This is a genomic window from Rhodococcus sp. 008 (assembly GCF_001682295.1).
Taxonomy (GTDB): domain Bacteria; phylum Actinomycetota; class Actinomycetes; order Mycobacteriales; family Mycobacteriaceae; genus Rhodococcus_F; species Rhodococcus_F qingshengii.
Genome location: NZ_CP012749.1, coordinates 469288 through 483687 on the forward strand (window position 1 = coordinate 469288; position 14400 = coordinate 483687).

Sequence of the window (14400 nt, forward strand, 5' to 3'; positions counted from 1 at the left end):
TCGGACACAGAGGCAGAATGACGGACATGGCATCTGCAACCATCTTCCACAATCAACGGTGCAACACGTCGCGGACTGTTCTCGGACTTATCCGCGACGCCGGCATCGAACCGACCATTGTGAAGTACCTCGATACTCCGCCTACCCGATCCGAGCTGGAAAAACTCCTCGCCGACGCAAGCCTCGAGCCCAGCCAAGCCGTTCGCAAGCGCGAAACGCAGTTCAAGGAACTCGGGCTCGCCGATGCATCCGAGTCCGAGATCCTCGACGCGATGATCGAGCACCCAATTCTGATCGAACGCCCGTTCGTGGTCACCGACAAAGGCACCGTCCTCGCGCGGCCTGCAGCCAAGGTGGAAGAAATTCTCTGACAGCGTCGACGGCTTACAGCGGATCGCGGGCGATCGGGCAGGACATGCACCGAGGACCACCTCGGCCGGACCCCAGTTCCGAACCCGCGATTCGCAAAACCTCGATACCCGAGGCCTCCAGCCTGGCGTTCGTTTCGACGTTGCGCTCGTAAGCGACGACGACGCCAGGCTCGACGGCGAGGGTGTTGTTTCCGTCGTCCCACTGCTCACGCTCGGCAGTCACCGTGTCGAGTCCGGTGTCGATCACACGCAGTTTTCCGATTCCCATGGCGTCGGCCGCCGCTTCGAGGAACGGCGTCGCACCGCGAATACTCACCCCGTCGTCTTCCTTGCGCAGAGTGAACGCCGCCAGGGTGTCCTGAATGGCCGGATACATGACGACCGCGTCGGCCTCGACCATGGTGCAGACCGTGTCGAGATGCATCGACGCTCGGCGTTGCTCGATCGGAACAACCAACACCGTGTGGGCGAGACCGTCGTCGAACACGCTACGCGCCAATGCTTCTGCTCCGGCGGGTGACGTACGTTCACCGACACCGATTGCGATCACCCCCGGCGCGAGAAGCAGCACGTCACCTCCCTCGACAGGAGCCGTGTGCGACTCGTACGCGCGGCGCACGCCTTTGAATCGAGGGTGATGCGCGTAGACGAGATCCGTTATCGAGGATTCGCGAGCTCGCGCTGACAACGCCAAGGACGTGATGATGACCCGTGGCCCGACCCAGAACGACGAATCACGGGTGAAGAGCAAGTTGGGCAACGGGTCGATCACGAAGTCACCGCCGTGATGCATCCTGCGCACCAACGAGGTCGAGTCGGCATCGATCGGCAATTCGTCGAACGTCATTCCTGCAGTAAGGATCGACGAAAGCTCCTTCGGCTCCACCTTTCGCAGGTAGGCGGCCAGGTGTTGCCCGAGCGCGTGGCCGATCTTGCGTGCGTCGACGGCGGCCGCGATTCCCTGGATCCTCGCTGCGCCACTGACCTCGAGCGCCTCGGTGAGGAGATCGGACAAAAGCAGTACCTCGACGCCGCGCTCACGAAGGACGGTCGCAAACTGATCGTGTTCTTCCTGCGCGCGGTCCACCCACGGCAACGCGTCGAACAGCAGCTCGTCGTTGTTGCGCGGAGTCAATCGTTTCAACTCGTCGCCAGGTCGATGAAGAATGACCGATCGCAATCGGCCCACCTCGGAATCGACACCGAGGGGGACGGAGCCAGAAGCGTTCATGAGTGAACACTAATCCCGTAGGCCCCACCCAGCAGGGACAAGCAGCTGTCGTACCGGCCCGCGTAACGTCTGATCCGACGCAGGCGAGAGGACCAGGCAATGAGTAGTACGGATCAGGCGGCGCTGAACGGCGCCGGAATCGAGAGGTTCACCGGGCGCTGGGTCGGCGCTGGAGCCGGACATTTCCCCACCATCGACGACTTCGAGTACTCCGAGGAGATCGAGTTCGCGCCCACCCCGAAACCGTTTCTCACCTACTCGTCGCGCACTCGTGGGCTCCCCGACGGACGACCGCTTCACATGGAATCGGGATACCTGCGCCCAACACCGGGTGGTGAGCTCGAATTGCTGGTCAGCCAGCCCACCGGATTCGTCGAGATCCATCGCGGCACCCTCGACTCCGAAGGCACTCTCGCCTTGACCCGTCTCACGCTCGCAGCATCACCCGACGCAAAACCGGTTCACGACGTTCGGCGAGTCGTGCGCGTTCAGGGCGACACGCTGACATACGACCTGTGGATGGCGCACGGCGACACCCCGCTGACGCATCATCTCCACGCCACCCTCCACCGCGCGACGGACCGGTAGTCGCCATGGAGATGCCGTCGTGGAAGGCAAAGGAACTCACGCCCGGCCAGCTCTCCGAGCGCAGCGGTGTCGCCGTCTCGGCCCTGCATTTCTACGAACGAGAAGGCCTCATCGTCAGTCGCCGGACCAGCGGAAACCAGCGCCGATACCAACGAGACACGCTTCGACGCGTCGCCTTCATCAGAATCTCGCAACGCGTCGGCATTCCGCTGTCGGAAATCAGAGAGGCCCTCGGCACACTTCCTGAAGGCCGTACCCCGAACCGCGCAGATTGGGAAAGATTGTCGACCAGGTGGCGGCGCCACCTCGATCTACGCATCGAGCAACTGGAACGTCTACGGGACAACCTCACCGGTTGCATCGGTTGCGGGTGCCTCTCGTTGGAGGGGTGCGCCCTCGCCAACCCGCACGATCAACTCGCATCCGCCGGCCCGGGTGCGCGCGTTCTGGAAGTAGATTTCGGTGCAGGCTCAGGCGAGAAATGACTCAACGGCGTCCCGATCGCGCCCCAGCAAGTCCTCGACGGTCTTCTTCAGCAACTTCTCGATCTGGCCGCCGATGATCGGCATCTTCACCTCAGCCGTTCCGTCGACGACCAACCGCGTGCAGGACTCGGCGGCGGTGAGATCGAGCGTCGTCTCGATTCGGATCGGCAGTCCCCGCGCGATTCCGGTGACCGACCCTGCTGCACGCCCGTCCGACAGAGGTCCCCACCGATCGACCCGTTTCAGACCGAGCCGACTCGGCGCAACCTTGGCGACCAGGCTCGGGAGGGAGGCGGAGTCGATTTCCTCGGACACGGATACTTCGATCGATCCGTCTCGAACTTCGATGTCCGAGGTGGCATAAAGGTCTCCGAGTCTGCCTTTCCAATAATTCGAGTCTGTCAAAGTTCGATGCACGTCGTCGATCGGATATTTGAATTCGATATCGAAGTGAAAACTCTTCGGCATGACTTTGGTCCCTATTCGACTAGATAAAAGTCCCGGCGGAGTTAACGCTCATCGCTTGAGCAATTTACTGAACTGGTCGTTCGCTTTTTGCATCACGAACTCGTAAGGCAGGGCGAATTTGCGCGCCCACCAGTATCCGAATCGGATGTCATTGGACGTATATACGAGGTACGTATTCTTCTCGATTCCCCGCAGAATGCACGACGCCACCTTCTCCGGGGAGACAGCACGCGCCTCGAACCGGTGCGTGAGTTTTTCGACCCGCGGGTCGTTCCTGTCGATACCCGCTATTTCCACGGTTCCCACCAATGGCGTCTTCACCCCACCCGGCACAACCAGACTGACCCCGATTCCGTGCCGCTTCAGATCGAATCGCAGCACCTCGGACACCCCGCGAAGGCCGAACTTGCTCGCACTGTAGGCGGCGTGCCACGGCAGGGCCAAAAGTCCGGCAGCCGAAGACACGTTGACCAGGTGTCCACCCTTGCCGGCACGAATCATGGGTGGAACAAACGTCTCCATGACATGGATCGGCCCCATCAGGTTGACGTCCACCATGGACTTCCAATGCCGATGTTCGAGGTTCTCGATAGTTCCCCACGCCGAAATGCCGGCGATATTCATGACGACATCCATCGAAGAAAATTGAGTGTGAATCTCGGTACCGAATTTCACGACCTCGTCGTAGTCCGAGATATCGAGTGCCTTCGCCATGCTGACCGTGCCGCCGCCGGCGCCGACCATCGCGACCGTCTCTTCCAATCCGACGCTGTTGATATCGGTGAGAAACAATTCGGCGCCGACCTCTGATGCACGCAGCGCAGTTGCACGTCCAATTCCACTACCGGCGCCGGTGATCAGGCATTTCTTGCCGTCGAGCGACCTTACAGACATGGATGAACACTCCCCCGCACTCGTACTGTGGACATGCGGGAAAGTCTACGCACGCACGGTGCGGCCGCCCTGAAACACGCAAGACGACCAGCGGGGCACGGCCGTACTCCGCGCAAACACCGCACAGAGACGACCGCAGCGAGCACTAGAGACGCTGCATCATCTGCTCTTGATAGCCCTTGACCGTACGGTCGAGTTCTTCCGCCGCTACATCGTCCCCACGCTTGCGTGCGTCGTGGGCTCGATCCTGAATTTCACGGATTGCGCGGCGCAATTCATCATCGCTCATCGTGTGTTTCATGTCACAATTCTGCACCCACTCGGAGGGTTTAGCTAGCACAGATCGCAATCCGGCAAACCGTTCAAGGTTCAACCCCGAGGTGATCCGCATGACATCGCAACCAGCCACCCTGATCGCGACCCCAAACCTTCAAACATCGCTTGAACTGCAGTTTTTCAATCGAAATAGTTGTGAAAAACCAGGCTAACGCATAGCTAATATCGCCAAAACGGGTAAAAGGTTTGATATTGGGCAGATTGGCCAAGTACTGGAAGGTTCGAATAGCGCAGTCGTAGCTGCACATTTCCGTGTGGCGGAAACTCAATGTGCGCTGAGACATAGCTGAGCACTCATTGGCCGGACGAATCGAATCTCGGACACATTTGACAACTAGTCCACTAAACAGACTACGGTGAGCTACCGATCGGTTATCCGCGTGATACCGTAGGATTCACTGAACGGACAATTGCTAGCTAGAGAGGATTACGGGGCGGTTCACAATGGCTGACTTTGCAGAACGATTGAACAAACTGTTCGACAGTGTTCATCCTCCGGGGCGCAAACCCCATACCAACGCCGAGGTTGCGGCAGCGCTCATCGAAGACGGCCATCAGATCTCCAAGCCGTACATCTCGCAGCTCCGCTCGGGACAGCGCACCAACCCCTCAGACGAGACAGTCGCAGCCTTCGCCCGGTTCTTCAAGGTGAAGCCCGACTACTTCTTCAACGACATCTACGCAGCCAAGATCGATCACGATCTCGAACTGCTCTCACAGCTCCAAGGCTACGGGCTTCGCCGCCTCTCGAGCCGTGCATTCGACCTCTCGGAAGAATCGCAGAATCTACTCACCACGATGGCTGAAAAGCTCCGCGCGAGTGAAGGTTTGCCAGAGGTTCCGCCTGACGCGTCACGCTGATGTGAACGTGCTGAAGCACTGACTCGATCTCGAGCACTGCAATGACATGGAGTAGGTCGACTACGAACGTCGACCTACTTTTGTCGTTTCATCGAGTTCTTTCGCCAACAACAACACCCATCGGCGCGCCGACATCTTCTCAGGAGGCGCAATCCACCTGGTGTCCAACACATCCGAGGCCAAGGGATCGGCGATCCACCCCGCCAAAATCCCCGCGTGTGCAGTGACGGCCCGCGGCGGTTCCTGACCACCGACGTCGAACATCCCGGCGCCGGACTGGATGTACATCGCATCCATGATCTGCGCGATCATGTCCGATGCCCGCAGCACAGACGTACTCCCGGCGCTGTCCGCGTCGACTACCTCGGGGAATCGCTTGACGAGAAGCGCGTGCATCCGCCGCAGCCGGTACAGATCTCGTCGCGCACGTAACCAGGTCTCGAGAAGCACCCACGTGATGCCCAGCGCAATCAGAACACTCGAGGCAGCGATGAACCACACCCCTGCGCCCGTCCAGATATCCGATTCGAGTGCGCCGGTGCCACCGATCGATTCGACAAGCATCACGACGACCACGACGAGCAGGATCGACGAACCGGTCACGATCAACGCGATTCCGCGCCCCAACGGCGCCCACGCAACGTGCCGTAGCCCCGTCGAAATGACAAGAGACAGAGCGACGATGATAAAGATCAGAGCCGGCGCCGGGTAGCCGAAGAGAACCGCGATCGCCACCAGGAGCCCCACCGAGTACAGCACGGTGGCGAGGCCGCGCATAGCCGGACGTGACATCACCGGCCACGCAGACACGGCGCCGACTGCACTGGCCGCAGACAACGCTGTCCACAAGACGATGACGATCATCGCGGCGGCATGCTGCTCCGGCGCAATGCGATCGACGATGTCCCATACCGCCGGCACCATGACCGTCGACGACAATGCGACCGAGAAGCCTGCAAAGACCATCGACATCCGCAACGGCGTCGCGGTGCGCGCGACAACTCGACCCAGTCTCGCGCCGGCTGCAACCCAGACGAGAAGGGCCACAGCCCAAAAGATCATCCGATCGCCTCGTCGTACCGCAACACCGACAGCGGTGTCCCACGGCCACTCATCGTTCGCAGACGCATGATCAACATCGACGCGAACGTCTCGGCTTCCCACTCCGCGATGTCGTCCATCGGCACGGGTTCGTTGCGCCGCAGAGAACGTTGACTCAACATGTAGGCGATCAAATCGTCACTGACCTCGAGCGTCGCCTCGGCGATCTCGGCACCCTCGTGGCGAAACACTATGTGCCCCAACTCATGTGCCAGAGTCCGCTCGACATTTGGTAGTCCGGGAGCCAAAACGATGACGTCGTGGTCGTCGTAGGCCCGGCGCTGACCGCACACTCCGGTGGCGAGAGGGGTTTCCAGATCGATCTCGATCGGGCGCCCACGCTCGCGGGCGACTGTCTGCACCACCGTCAGCAGTGACACTGCCTCCGACGACGCTGCTGCGTCGCATACGGCATCCACCGCGGCCAGAACGCGGCGATGTGAACGTCTGTCCGGCACGACTCACGCACCTCCCTGTGATCCGGGTGCCAGGAATTCGGCACGCGCGGCAGCCAATCGTGCCTTCTGCAGCGATGCTCCGCGGAAAGTCAGTGCTCCCGCACCGGCCGCTACCACTGCCATTCCGCCTACACCGCCGGCGACGGCGGCGGCGTTGAGAATCGGCGGAAGCCCTTGAGTGAACGCCGTCGGAAACGCCTGCGGGTTGTCAGTCGGAGCCGCGACGTTCGGAACATTCGACGGTACCTGCGGAGCTACGGGTGCGGGTGCGGCCAGAACCTCGGGTGCAGATGGTGCTGCGACTGCGCCCGGCGCAGCGTTTGCCGGTCCACCGGCAGAGGGTGCAGGCGCTCCGCCGCCCGCTGACGGTCCCTGCGGATCAGACGGTCCAGCCGGCGGAGCCGCTACCGCGGACGACTGCTCGGAACTCGGCTGCGATTCGGAAGGAGACTGTGTCTCGGAGGGTGCTTGGCTCGAAGGACTCTCGGTCTGCGAAGTTGCGTTGGTCGCAGAAGTTGCGTTGGTCGCAGAAGTTGCGTTGGTCGCGGGGGAAGCGCTGCTGCTCGGACGTTGCGACGCCGAAGGGTTGGTCGTGGGCTCAGTCGTGGTCGTGGGCTCAGTCGTCGTGGGCTCAGTCGTCGTGGGCTCAGTCGTGGTCGGCTCAGTCGTCGTGGGCTCAGTCGTGGTCGGCTCAGTCGTGGTCGTCGGCTCAGTCGTCGTGGTCGGCTCAGTCGTCGTCGGCTCAGTCGTCGTGGTCGGCTCAGTCGTCGTCGGCTCAGTCGTCGTCGGCTCAGTCGTGGTCGTCGGCTCAGTCGTCGTGGTCGGCTCAGTCGTCGTCGGCTCAGTCGTCGTGGTCGGCTCAGTCGTCGTCGGCTCAGTCGTCGTCGGCTCAGTCGTGGTCGTCGGCTCAGTCGTCGTCGGCTCAGTCGTCGTCGGCTCAGTCGTCGTGGTCGGTGTCGGAATTACGGTCGTGCCGCAGTTGTGACGGTGACAATGCCAGCCATAGTTGCCGTTGCCGTTGTTGCCGCCACCGTTGCCGTTGTTGCCGCCACCGTTGCCGTTGTTATTGCCGCCGTTGCCGTTGTGACCGCCACCGTTGCCGTTGTTATTGCCGCCGTTGTTGCCGTAATTGCCGTTTCCATTGCCGTTGTTGCCACCACCGCTGTTGCCGCCAGGTTGGGCGGCGACGATGGCGGGGAAGACCGATACGGCAAGGACGCCGATACCCATCAGGCACATCACAGCAACAAGCATCATCGCTAGCCGTCGTGGCTGGCTCATCGACATTCCTCCCCGACACATACGTCCGACCTGCGGAAAACTGCGGCAGACTCACCGTGCCTATCGCACCGGACACACCCTCGTTACATTTCCGGCAAACATGTATCCGCCCAAGGATCATCCCTCACTTGGAAGCTCAACGGTCCGGATCAGCGGTCGCAATCGTATGAAACGGCGCACACTCAGATCGAATCTTCGCAATTCGGGCAGGCCCTGAAAATGCAGGAAAGGGTCGTTCAACTTTCGTTGAAAGACCCTTTTCGCTGGTACTTCTTGGTGGAGCTGAGGGGAATCGAACCCCTGACCTCTTCGATGCGAACGAAGCGCGCTACCAACTGCGCCACAGCCCCGTGCCACCGCCTCAGCGGTGCTCGGCAACTCTAACAGGAACGAATACTCCCGTTGGAATCACCCGACACGAACTTTCGGCCCGACGAGATCGGCCCAGAAGATCACTGACCGGACGCGCGACGCATCTCGGTGTGCCTGATCTCTTCTTCGTAGTGATCCAGGTGATCGAACACCGGATCTTCGTCGTCGACCTCGAGGACAACCGCTCCTGGCCGACGCAGTCGCGCCGGAATCAGGCGAAGCTCTTCGTCGGTGTGCGATTCGACTCCGAGTCGCGATCGGTTGAGGCGTTCGGTACGACGGCGGCGAATCTCTTGCTCGATCCGAACCTGCCGACGCAAGTACGCCATGTACCCGCCGAGGCCGCACACGGTCAGCGCAAACAACCACCACACCATCGGCGAGATGATCAATGCGAGAGCGCCCGAGAGAATCGCGACGAACGCAAGTCCCAGCAATGTCCGCTGACGGAATGCATACCGCGCCTCCCGGGCGATGGCATCCGCTTCGGGGTCGAATCCGCCTCGGCCGCGCCGAACCGGAACAAATTCTCCGACCGGTGCACGACCGCCGGCGTAGTCGTCTTCTGCGTGAGTGTCCATCTGGTCCTCCGCGTCGTAGCTGCTGCGCACTGGTTCTGGTTGCCAGTTCGGATCGCTTCGATGTCCTGCTGCCGGCCCGCGCTGAACCGGGTTGCTGTCGCCGCGGTGGAGTACTCGAGTCGCGAGTGCCGCGTCACTCGTCTGCCGGATCCTGGGGCGCTTGTTGACAAGCATCGGCACCAGGACGAACAGCCACACGGCCACCAGCCCGATCCACACGAATGAGCTAGGCATGCCGCGGCCTCCTCCCGATCACCTACCAGCACCTATGCCAGCCGTTGACGAGTCAAGGTTAACGGCCGACGCCCTCGCATCGTTGCCGACGCGCCGAACCCCACCATACTCATGTGTCACACGCGTACCGAACTGAACTTCCGGTTCAGTCCCAAAAGTCTCGAGTTCTGGTTGAATCAAAAACCACATTTTCCCGCCCGAAAGTAGGACTACTCAGCGGTAACTGCTGTTTAGCTCGCGTTTCTCACGCTTCTGGCGCCGTCTTCGTCACACCCACGAAGCACGTCCGGACCGCACCAATCTGTCGACGACGGTGGTGGGTACTTCCTCGATGGTCATTCCGACCAGAAGATGATCACGCCATTGGCCGTCGACATCGAGGTAGCGCTTGAGAAGACCTTCCTCCCGGAACCCAACGTTTCGTAGGACTGCGCGACTCGACGCGTTCTCCGGCCGAACAGTGGCCTCCACTCGATGCAGACCGACCTTCGAGAATGCGTGATCGAGTGTGAGTGCAACGGCAGCTGTGGCTACGCCCCCACCGGTCACGTGCGAGGCGACCCAATAGCCCACCCAGGCGGACCGCAGAGCGCCGCGCACCACATTTCCGATGGTGACCTGCCCGCAGTACTTCCCGTCGAGTTCGATCACCAGGGGAAGGATCCTGCCCTTGCGCGCTTCGGAGCGAAGGTTCCCGCACAGGGACGGCCAGACGGTGATGTGGTGGCGAGCATCCCAGGGCGATTCTCCGGTGGGCTCCCACGGCTCGAGGTGCTCGCGATCGCGAATGCGGAGACGACTCCACACAGCAGCGTCACGGAGCTTCACGGGGCGGACGGTCACCACTCCCGCGGGCACTCGCAGCGGGCCGAGATCTTCCGGCCATCCTGGATGGACTGACATCACACCCCACTCGGGTCGGCGTTACCCACGTTGGGCGAGAAAAGCTACGTCGACTTCTTCACCGATGTGCACTTCGGTGACGTCTCGATCGACCAGAACCAAGCAATTGGCTTCCGCCAAGGTCGCGAGGAGATGTGAGGACGCACCGGGCGCGCCCCCGAGGGCCTGCACCAGGTACTCCCCTGTCGCTTCGTCACGCATCAGCTGACCACGCAGAAAACCCTTGCGATCGGCAATCGACGTGATCGTTCCCACTGTCCGCGCCTTCACTACTCGCCGCATCGGCTGGCGGCGTCCGAGCGCGATTCTGATCAGCGGGCGAACCATGACTTCGAATACCACCAGTGCGCTGACCGGGTTGGACGGTAGGAGAAAGGTCGGAACCTCGTCCCTTCCCAGCTTTCCGAAGCCTTGCACCGATCCCGGATGCATGGCAACGCGCTCCACCTCGAGTGTCCCCAGGTCGGCAAGCGCCTCACGAACCTCGTCGGACGCTCCGCCGCCCACGGCACCGGCGATGACAACGATTTCCGAGCGAATCAGCTGTCCCTCGACTACTTCGCGAAGACGACGAGAGTCGTTGCCTGCGATTCCCACACGGTTGACGTCGGCGCCGGCATCGCGCGCTGCGGCGGCGAGGGCATACGAATTGACGTCGTAAACCTGACCAGGCCCCGGCGTGCGATCCACGTCGACGAGTTCTCCACCGACGCTGATGACGGAGAGGCGCGGACGGGGATGGACGAGTACTTTGTCGCGGCCGACCGCGGCGAGCAACCCGACCTGTGCGGCTCCGATGATGGTGCCTGCCCGAACGGCCACGTCGCCCGGCTGGACGTCGTCGCCTGCACGGCGAACGTAATCGCCCGAACGCACCGGCTCGAAGATCCGAACGCGAGCGCGACCACCGTCGGTGTTCTCGAGCGGAAGAACTGCGTCGGCCAGCGTGGGCAAAGGCGCGCCGGTGTCGACTCGGACGGCCTGGCGAGGTTGCAAGCGGATCGGTTGGCGTGAGCCCGCCGTCACCTCACCGACCACCGGCAAGCTGAGGTCGGTAGGCTCGCCGTCCTCGCCTCGGAGGTCGGCTCCGGCGCCGGCGACATCGACACTGCGAACCGCGTAACCGTCGATGGCAGCTTGATCGAATCCCGGCAATGGGCGTTCGGTCACCACTTCCTCGGCACACAGCAGTCCCTGCGCCTCCGAGATGGCGACCCGAACCGGACGGGGTGCCACTGCAGCAGCGGTAACCCTGGTCTGCTGCTCCTCAACCGACCGCATCTGGTCCGCGTCCTCCTGTGTCTGGAAATTCGGTGATATCCGTCAGCTCATGATGCCTTGCCGCCGAAAAGGGACAAGCACATTGATACTGCGTTATCGGGCGATCAACCACCGTGGCGACACGCTCAGCGGTCGAGCCGATCCGCGAGCCACTTACGCAAGGACGGGCCGTAATCGTCACTGTCGAGTGCCAGGTCCACCGAAGCGCGGAGGTACCCGCCGGGGTTGCCCAGGTCATGACGCGTTCCGCGGTGCACCACCACGTGAACCGGATGGCCCTCGGAAATCAGGAGAGCGATGGCGTCGGTGAGTTGCAACTCACCGCCGGCTCCCGGCTCGATGCGACGAAGTGCGTCGAAGATCGCACGATCGAGCAGATAGCGACCTGCAGCGGCAAAGGTCGACGGCGCGTCTTCCACAGCCGGCTTCTCGACCATGCCGACGACCTTGAGGACGTCGGGATTGACCGCGTCGGGAACGATCTCGACGTCGAAGACGCCGTAAGCGCTGACTGCGTCTTTCGGGACGTCGATTGCACAGAGAACGGACCCGCCGCGCTTGGCCCGAACTCGCGCCATGATCTCCAGGACGCCACGCGGTAGTACGAGATCATCGGGCAGAAGGACCGCGATGGCGTCTTCGTCGTCGTCGAGAACCGACTCGACGCAACCGACTGCATGCCCGAGGCCGAGGGGCTGCTCCTGAATCACGGAGTCGACTTCGAGCAAACCCGGCGCTTTGCGCACCTTCGCCAGGGCAGCGAGTTTTCCGCTTGCTTCCAGCTTGCTTTCGAGCACGAGATCCTCGACGAAGTGGGCAACCACGCCGTCTTTGCCCGGGGACGTCACGATGACGAGCCGCTCGGCTCCCGAGTCCGCAGCTTCACCTGCCACCAGTTCGATACCCGGTGTGTCCACGACCGGCAGCAATTCTTTCGGAACCGTCTTGGTGGCAGGCAGGAAACGCGTACCAAGTCCGGCTGCGGGAACCACGGCCGTACGGAAGGCCCTCGTGCTGCTAGCGACAACGTCTGTCATGCCAACACCTTAGCCGCCGCTTGTTACCGCTCGGTCAGCACGACGAATATCGTTGCGGGGTGACACCTCAGACAAAAGCACAATGGCGACAAATCACACTCGCAGCACGTGATGCAGTCTCCGAGCACACTCGAAACACGGAAACTGCGGCGTTGATCACGCACATACGTTCAGTGATTGTCGACGGCTCGGTCGTCTGTGCGTACGTCCCCACCCGCACCGAACCAGGATCCACCGATTTGCTCGACGCCGTTGCCGAGATCGCTCAGCGTGTACTACTTCCGATCACCGGGGAGCCGGGACCGTTGTCCTGGGTCGAGTACAGCGGCGCGGACGGTTTGCGTCCCGCGAAGTACGGCATTCGGGAGCCTGTCGGACCCGTCCTACCACCGGAAACCCTGTCCGACGTGGAATGCATGCTGATCCCTGCTCTCGCGGTGGATCTTCGCGGAACACGCCTCGGCCGTGGCGCAGGCTTCTACGACCGGACGCTAGGGTCGGTCGGACCACAGACTCGGCTCGTGGCAATTGTCAGAGACTCCGAACTCGTCGAGGCCTTGCCTGCCGACGACCACGACATTCCCATGGGCTGGGCATTGACGCCGCGCGGCGGCCTCACGCAACTCAAAGGCGATTGATCTGCGGGAATAGATCCCTGATTAGCGCTGTTGGCACTGTCACTTGTAGAGTGCTAAAGGCTGCGGTGTAAATACGCGGCTGCTCGAACATCACAGTGCGGAGGAAGCCCGGTGCCCACCTACTCATACGCATGTACGGAATGTGACAACCGTTTCGACATCGTCCAGTCCTTCAGCGAAGATTCGCTGACGGTCTGCCCAGCTTGCTCAGGCAAGCTCCGCAAGCTGTTCAACTCTGTTGGCATCGTGTTCAAGGGCAGCGGCTTCTACCGCACCGACAGCCGCGGCGGCTCCGGGACTGCGAGCGAGCCCGCCAAGAGTGATTCGGCACCCGCTGCGAAGTCCGAGTCCAAGTCGGACTCCTCTTCGACATCGAGTTCGTCGACCAGCACGCCGGCGCCCGCAAAGGCTGCCGCGAGCTGATTTCCACAACCTCCGGGTTGTCCACAGTTTCACATGGTTAGGGCCGGAAGCACCGCTTCCGGCCCTAACGTGCATGAATGCCGTCAGCACGTTCTCGCTCGCCGAGGCGCTCCGATCCACTGCGCGCCCAACTCGATCTCAGCCCGAGCACCTTCGATCGCGTCGTCGAACTGACACGCGGCACACGATTCCGCACGGCGACAGTCCGTAAGATCGCAGCCGTTGTCCTGGCCACACTCGGCGTTGTTCTCTTCTTTCGAGGCGATCCCGCGACCGACACCGTCGCCGTAGTTGTCTCGAGCCGCGATCTCACTCCGGGGCAGGTGATTGCGGATTCGGATGTCGAGATGCGAGAGATCGACTCGAAACAACTTCCCGAAGGAGTTGTCTCCGATACCGACCTGGTAGTCGGGAGAACCGTTGCCGGCCCGATTCGCTCCGGAGAAACCGTCACCGACGTGCGCGTTCTCAGCCCACGGCTGGCCGGGTTGTCGGTAGGAACCGACGACGCCCGCATCGTCCCCGTCCGATTGGCCGATGCGGCCGTCGCGGACATGTTGCGCAGCGGGGACGTCGTCGACGTCCTGACCGTCGGCCCTGACACATCCCGCCCAGACACACCCCACCCCGACACACCCAACGAATCAGTTGCAGACAAGGCCCCACAAATTCTTGCGGCAGGAGCGGTAGTCGCGTTGGTCACCACGTCGGAAAGTACACGTAACCAGCAGGAACAGGTGATTTTGCTGGCCCTGCCGACACCAGCAGCCAACGTCGTAGCCGCGGCATCTCTGTCCAATGCGATCACCGTGACATTCCGCTGACCGCACAAAGCGTCCGAAGCTCCTCTAGGATTT

19 protein-coding genes and 1 tRNA gene are annotated in these 14400 nt (G+C 61.9%); 9 read left to right on the forward strand and 11 right to left on the reverse strand.

The genetic code is table 11. The features are described 5' to 3' along the window. Positions 1 to 17: 17 nt before the first annotated feature. Positions 18 to 371, forward strand: a complete 354-nt coding sequence (gene arsC / locus AOT96_RS02085; RefSeq protein WP_064443909.1) for an arsenate reductase (glutaredoxin) — start codon at positions 18 to 20, stop codon at positions 369 to 371. 13 nt (positions 372 to 384) lie between these two features. Here arsC and arcA read toward each other — a convergent pair whose 3' ends face one another. Beyond that, the gene (gene arcA / locus AOT96_RS02090; protein WP_003946210.1) at positions 385 to 1602 is read right to left on the reverse strand and encodes an arginine deiminase; all 1218 of its coding nucleotides are present in this window, start codon (positions 1600 to 1602) and stop codon (positions 385 to 387) included. 99 nt (positions 1603 to 1701) lie between these two features. Here arcA and AOT96_RS02095 point away from each other — a divergent pair, with 99 nt between their 5' ends. Next, complete coding sequence (locus AOT96_RS02095) at positions 1702 to 2190, forward strand: FABP family protein (RefSeq protein WP_054827500.1); 489 nt, start codon at positions 1702 to 1704, stop codon at positions 2188 to 2190. A gap of 5 nt (positions 2191 to 2195) precedes the next feature. After that, complete coding sequence (gene soxR, locus AOT96_RS02100; protein ID WP_065351241.1) at positions 2196 to 2675, forward strand: redox-sensitive transcriptional activator SoxR; 480 nt, start codon at positions 2196 to 2198, stop codon at positions 2673 to 2675. Here the strand turns inward: soxR and AOT96_RS02105 are convergent. From AOT96_RS02105 to AOT96_RS35635, 3 genes are all read right to left on the reverse strand, one after another. Further along, on the reverse strand, positions 2661 to 3143 hold the full coding sequence (locus AOT96_RS02105) for a DUF2505 domain-containing protein (protein ID WP_054780866.1): 483 nt from the start codon (positions 3141 to 3143) through the stop codon (positions 2661 to 2663). The genes soxR and AOT96_RS02105 overlap by 15 nt on opposite strands. A gap of 48 nt (positions 3144 to 3191) precedes the next feature. Next, positions 3192 to 4037 (reverse strand): SDR family oxidoreductase, encoded by an 846-nt coding sequence (locus AOT96_RS02110; RefSeq protein ID WP_007729029.1) that lies wholly within the window; start codon positions 4035 to 4037, stop codon positions 3192 to 3194. 145 nt (positions 4038 to 4182) lie between these two features. Beyond that, positions 4183 to 4338, reverse strand: coding sequence for a hypothetical protein (locus AOT96_RS35635; protein WP_003946253.1), 156 nt, complete (start codon positions 4336 to 4338; stop codon positions 4183 to 4185). A 479-nt stretch (positions 4339 to 4817) separates the two neighbouring features. On the opposite strand from AOT96_RS35635, the gene AOT96_RS02120 reads away from it, so the two are divergent. Further along, positions 4818 to 5234, forward strand: a complete 417-nt coding sequence (locus AOT96_RS02120) for a helix-turn-helix domain-containing protein (protein WP_003946231.1) — start codon at positions 4818 to 4820, stop codon at positions 5232 to 5234. A gap of 60 nt (positions 5235 to 5294) precedes the next feature. Here the strand turns inward: AOT96_RS02120 and AOT96_RS02125 are convergent, their stop codons facing one another. Together AOT96_RS02125 and AOT96_RS02130 are read right to left on the reverse strand one after the other, a co-directional pair. Then, positions 5295 to 6296 (reverse strand): hypothetical protein, encoded by a 1002-nt coding sequence (locus AOT96_RS02125; RefSeq protein WP_003946245.1) that lies wholly within the window; start codon positions 6294 to 6296, stop codon positions 5295 to 5297. After that, positions 6293 to 6793 carry an ImmA/IrrE family metallo-endopeptidase gene (locus tag AOT96_RS02130; protein WP_003946241.1) on the reverse strand — a complete coding sequence of 167 codons (501 nt, stop codon included), beginning with the start codon at positions 6791 to 6793 and terminating at the stop codon, positions 6293 to 6295. The genes AOT96_RS02125 and AOT96_RS02130 overlap by 4 nt, the downstream gene beginning before the upstream one ends. Positions 6794 to 6971: 178 nt before the next feature. On the opposite strand from AOT96_RS02130, the gene AOT96_RS35185 reads away from it, so the two are divergent. Continuing rightward, complete coding sequence (locus tag AOT96_RS35185; protein WP_065351242.1) at positions 6972 to 7778, forward strand: hypothetical protein; 807 nt, start codon at positions 6972 to 6974, stop codon at positions 7776 to 7778. A 2-nt stretch (positions 7779 to 7780) separates the two neighbouring features. After that, on the forward strand, positions 7781 to 8056 hold the full coding sequence (locus AOT96_RS35190) for a hypothetical protein (RefSeq protein ID WP_156778926.1): 276 nt from the start codon (positions 7781 to 7783) through the stop codon (positions 8054 to 8056). Between the two features lie 292 nt (positions 8057 to 8348). Here the strand turns inward: AOT96_RS35190 and AOT96_RS02145 are convergent. From AOT96_RS02145 to AOT96_RS02165, 5 genes are all read right to left on the reverse strand, one after another. Further along, positions 8349 to 8424: transfer RNA gene (locus AOT96_RS02145), tRNA-Ala, on the reverse strand. Positions 8425 to 8526: 102 nt separating this feature from the next. Next, positions 8527 to 9261, reverse strand: coding sequence for a divisome protein SepX/GlpR (gene sepX, locus AOT96_RS02150; protein WP_007727521.1), 735 nt, complete (start codon positions 9259 to 9261; stop codon positions 8527 to 8529). A 267-nt stretch (positions 9262 to 9528) separates the two neighbouring features. Then, the gene (locus AOT96_RS02155) at positions 9529 to 10164 is read right to left on the reverse strand and encodes a GNAT family N-acetyltransferase (RefSeq protein WP_007727523.1); all 636 of its coding nucleotides are present in this window, start codon (positions 10162 to 10164) and stop codon (positions 9529 to 9531) included. 21 nt (positions 10165 to 10185) lie between these two features. Then, positions 10186 to 11445, reverse strand: a complete 1260-nt coding sequence (gene glp, locus AOT96_RS02160) for a molybdotransferase-like divisome protein Glp (RefSeq protein WP_003946353.1) — start codon at positions 11443 to 11445, stop codon at positions 10186 to 10188. Positions 11446 to 11570: 125 nt separating this feature from the next. Further along, positions 11571 to 12482 (reverse strand): UTP--glucose-1-phosphate uridylyltransferase, encoded by a 912-nt coding sequence (locus tag AOT96_RS02165; RefSeq protein WP_003946415.1) that lies wholly within the window; start codon positions 12480 to 12482, stop codon positions 11571 to 11573. A 59-nt stretch (positions 12483 to 12541) separates the two neighbouring features. Here AOT96_RS02165 and AOT96_RS02170 point away from each other — a divergent pair, with 59 nt between their 5' ends. From AOT96_RS02170 to AOT96_RS02180, 3 genes are all read left to right on the forward strand, one after another. Next, positions 12542 to 13120 (forward strand): 5-formyltetrahydrofolate cyclo-ligase, encoded by a 579-nt coding sequence (locus AOT96_RS02170; protein WP_065351244.1) that lies wholly within the window; start codon positions 12542 to 12544, stop codon positions 13118 to 13120. Positions 13121 to 13231: 111 nt separating this feature from the next. Further along, positions 13232 to 13543: an FmdB family zinc ribbon protein gene (locus tag AOT96_RS02175; protein ID WP_003946378.1), complete on the forward strand. Its 312-nt coding sequence runs from the start codon at positions 13232 to 13234 to the stop codon at positions 13541 to 13543. A 77-nt stretch (positions 13544 to 13620) separates the two neighbouring features. After that, positions 13621 to 14367 carry an SAF domain-containing protein gene (locus AOT96_RS02180; RefSeq protein WP_047272494.1) on the forward strand — a complete coding sequence of 249 codons (747 nt, stop codon included), beginning with the start codon at positions 13621 to 13623 and terminating at the stop codon, positions 14365 to 14367. The last annotated feature ends 33 nt before the right edge of the window (positions 14368 to 14400 follow it).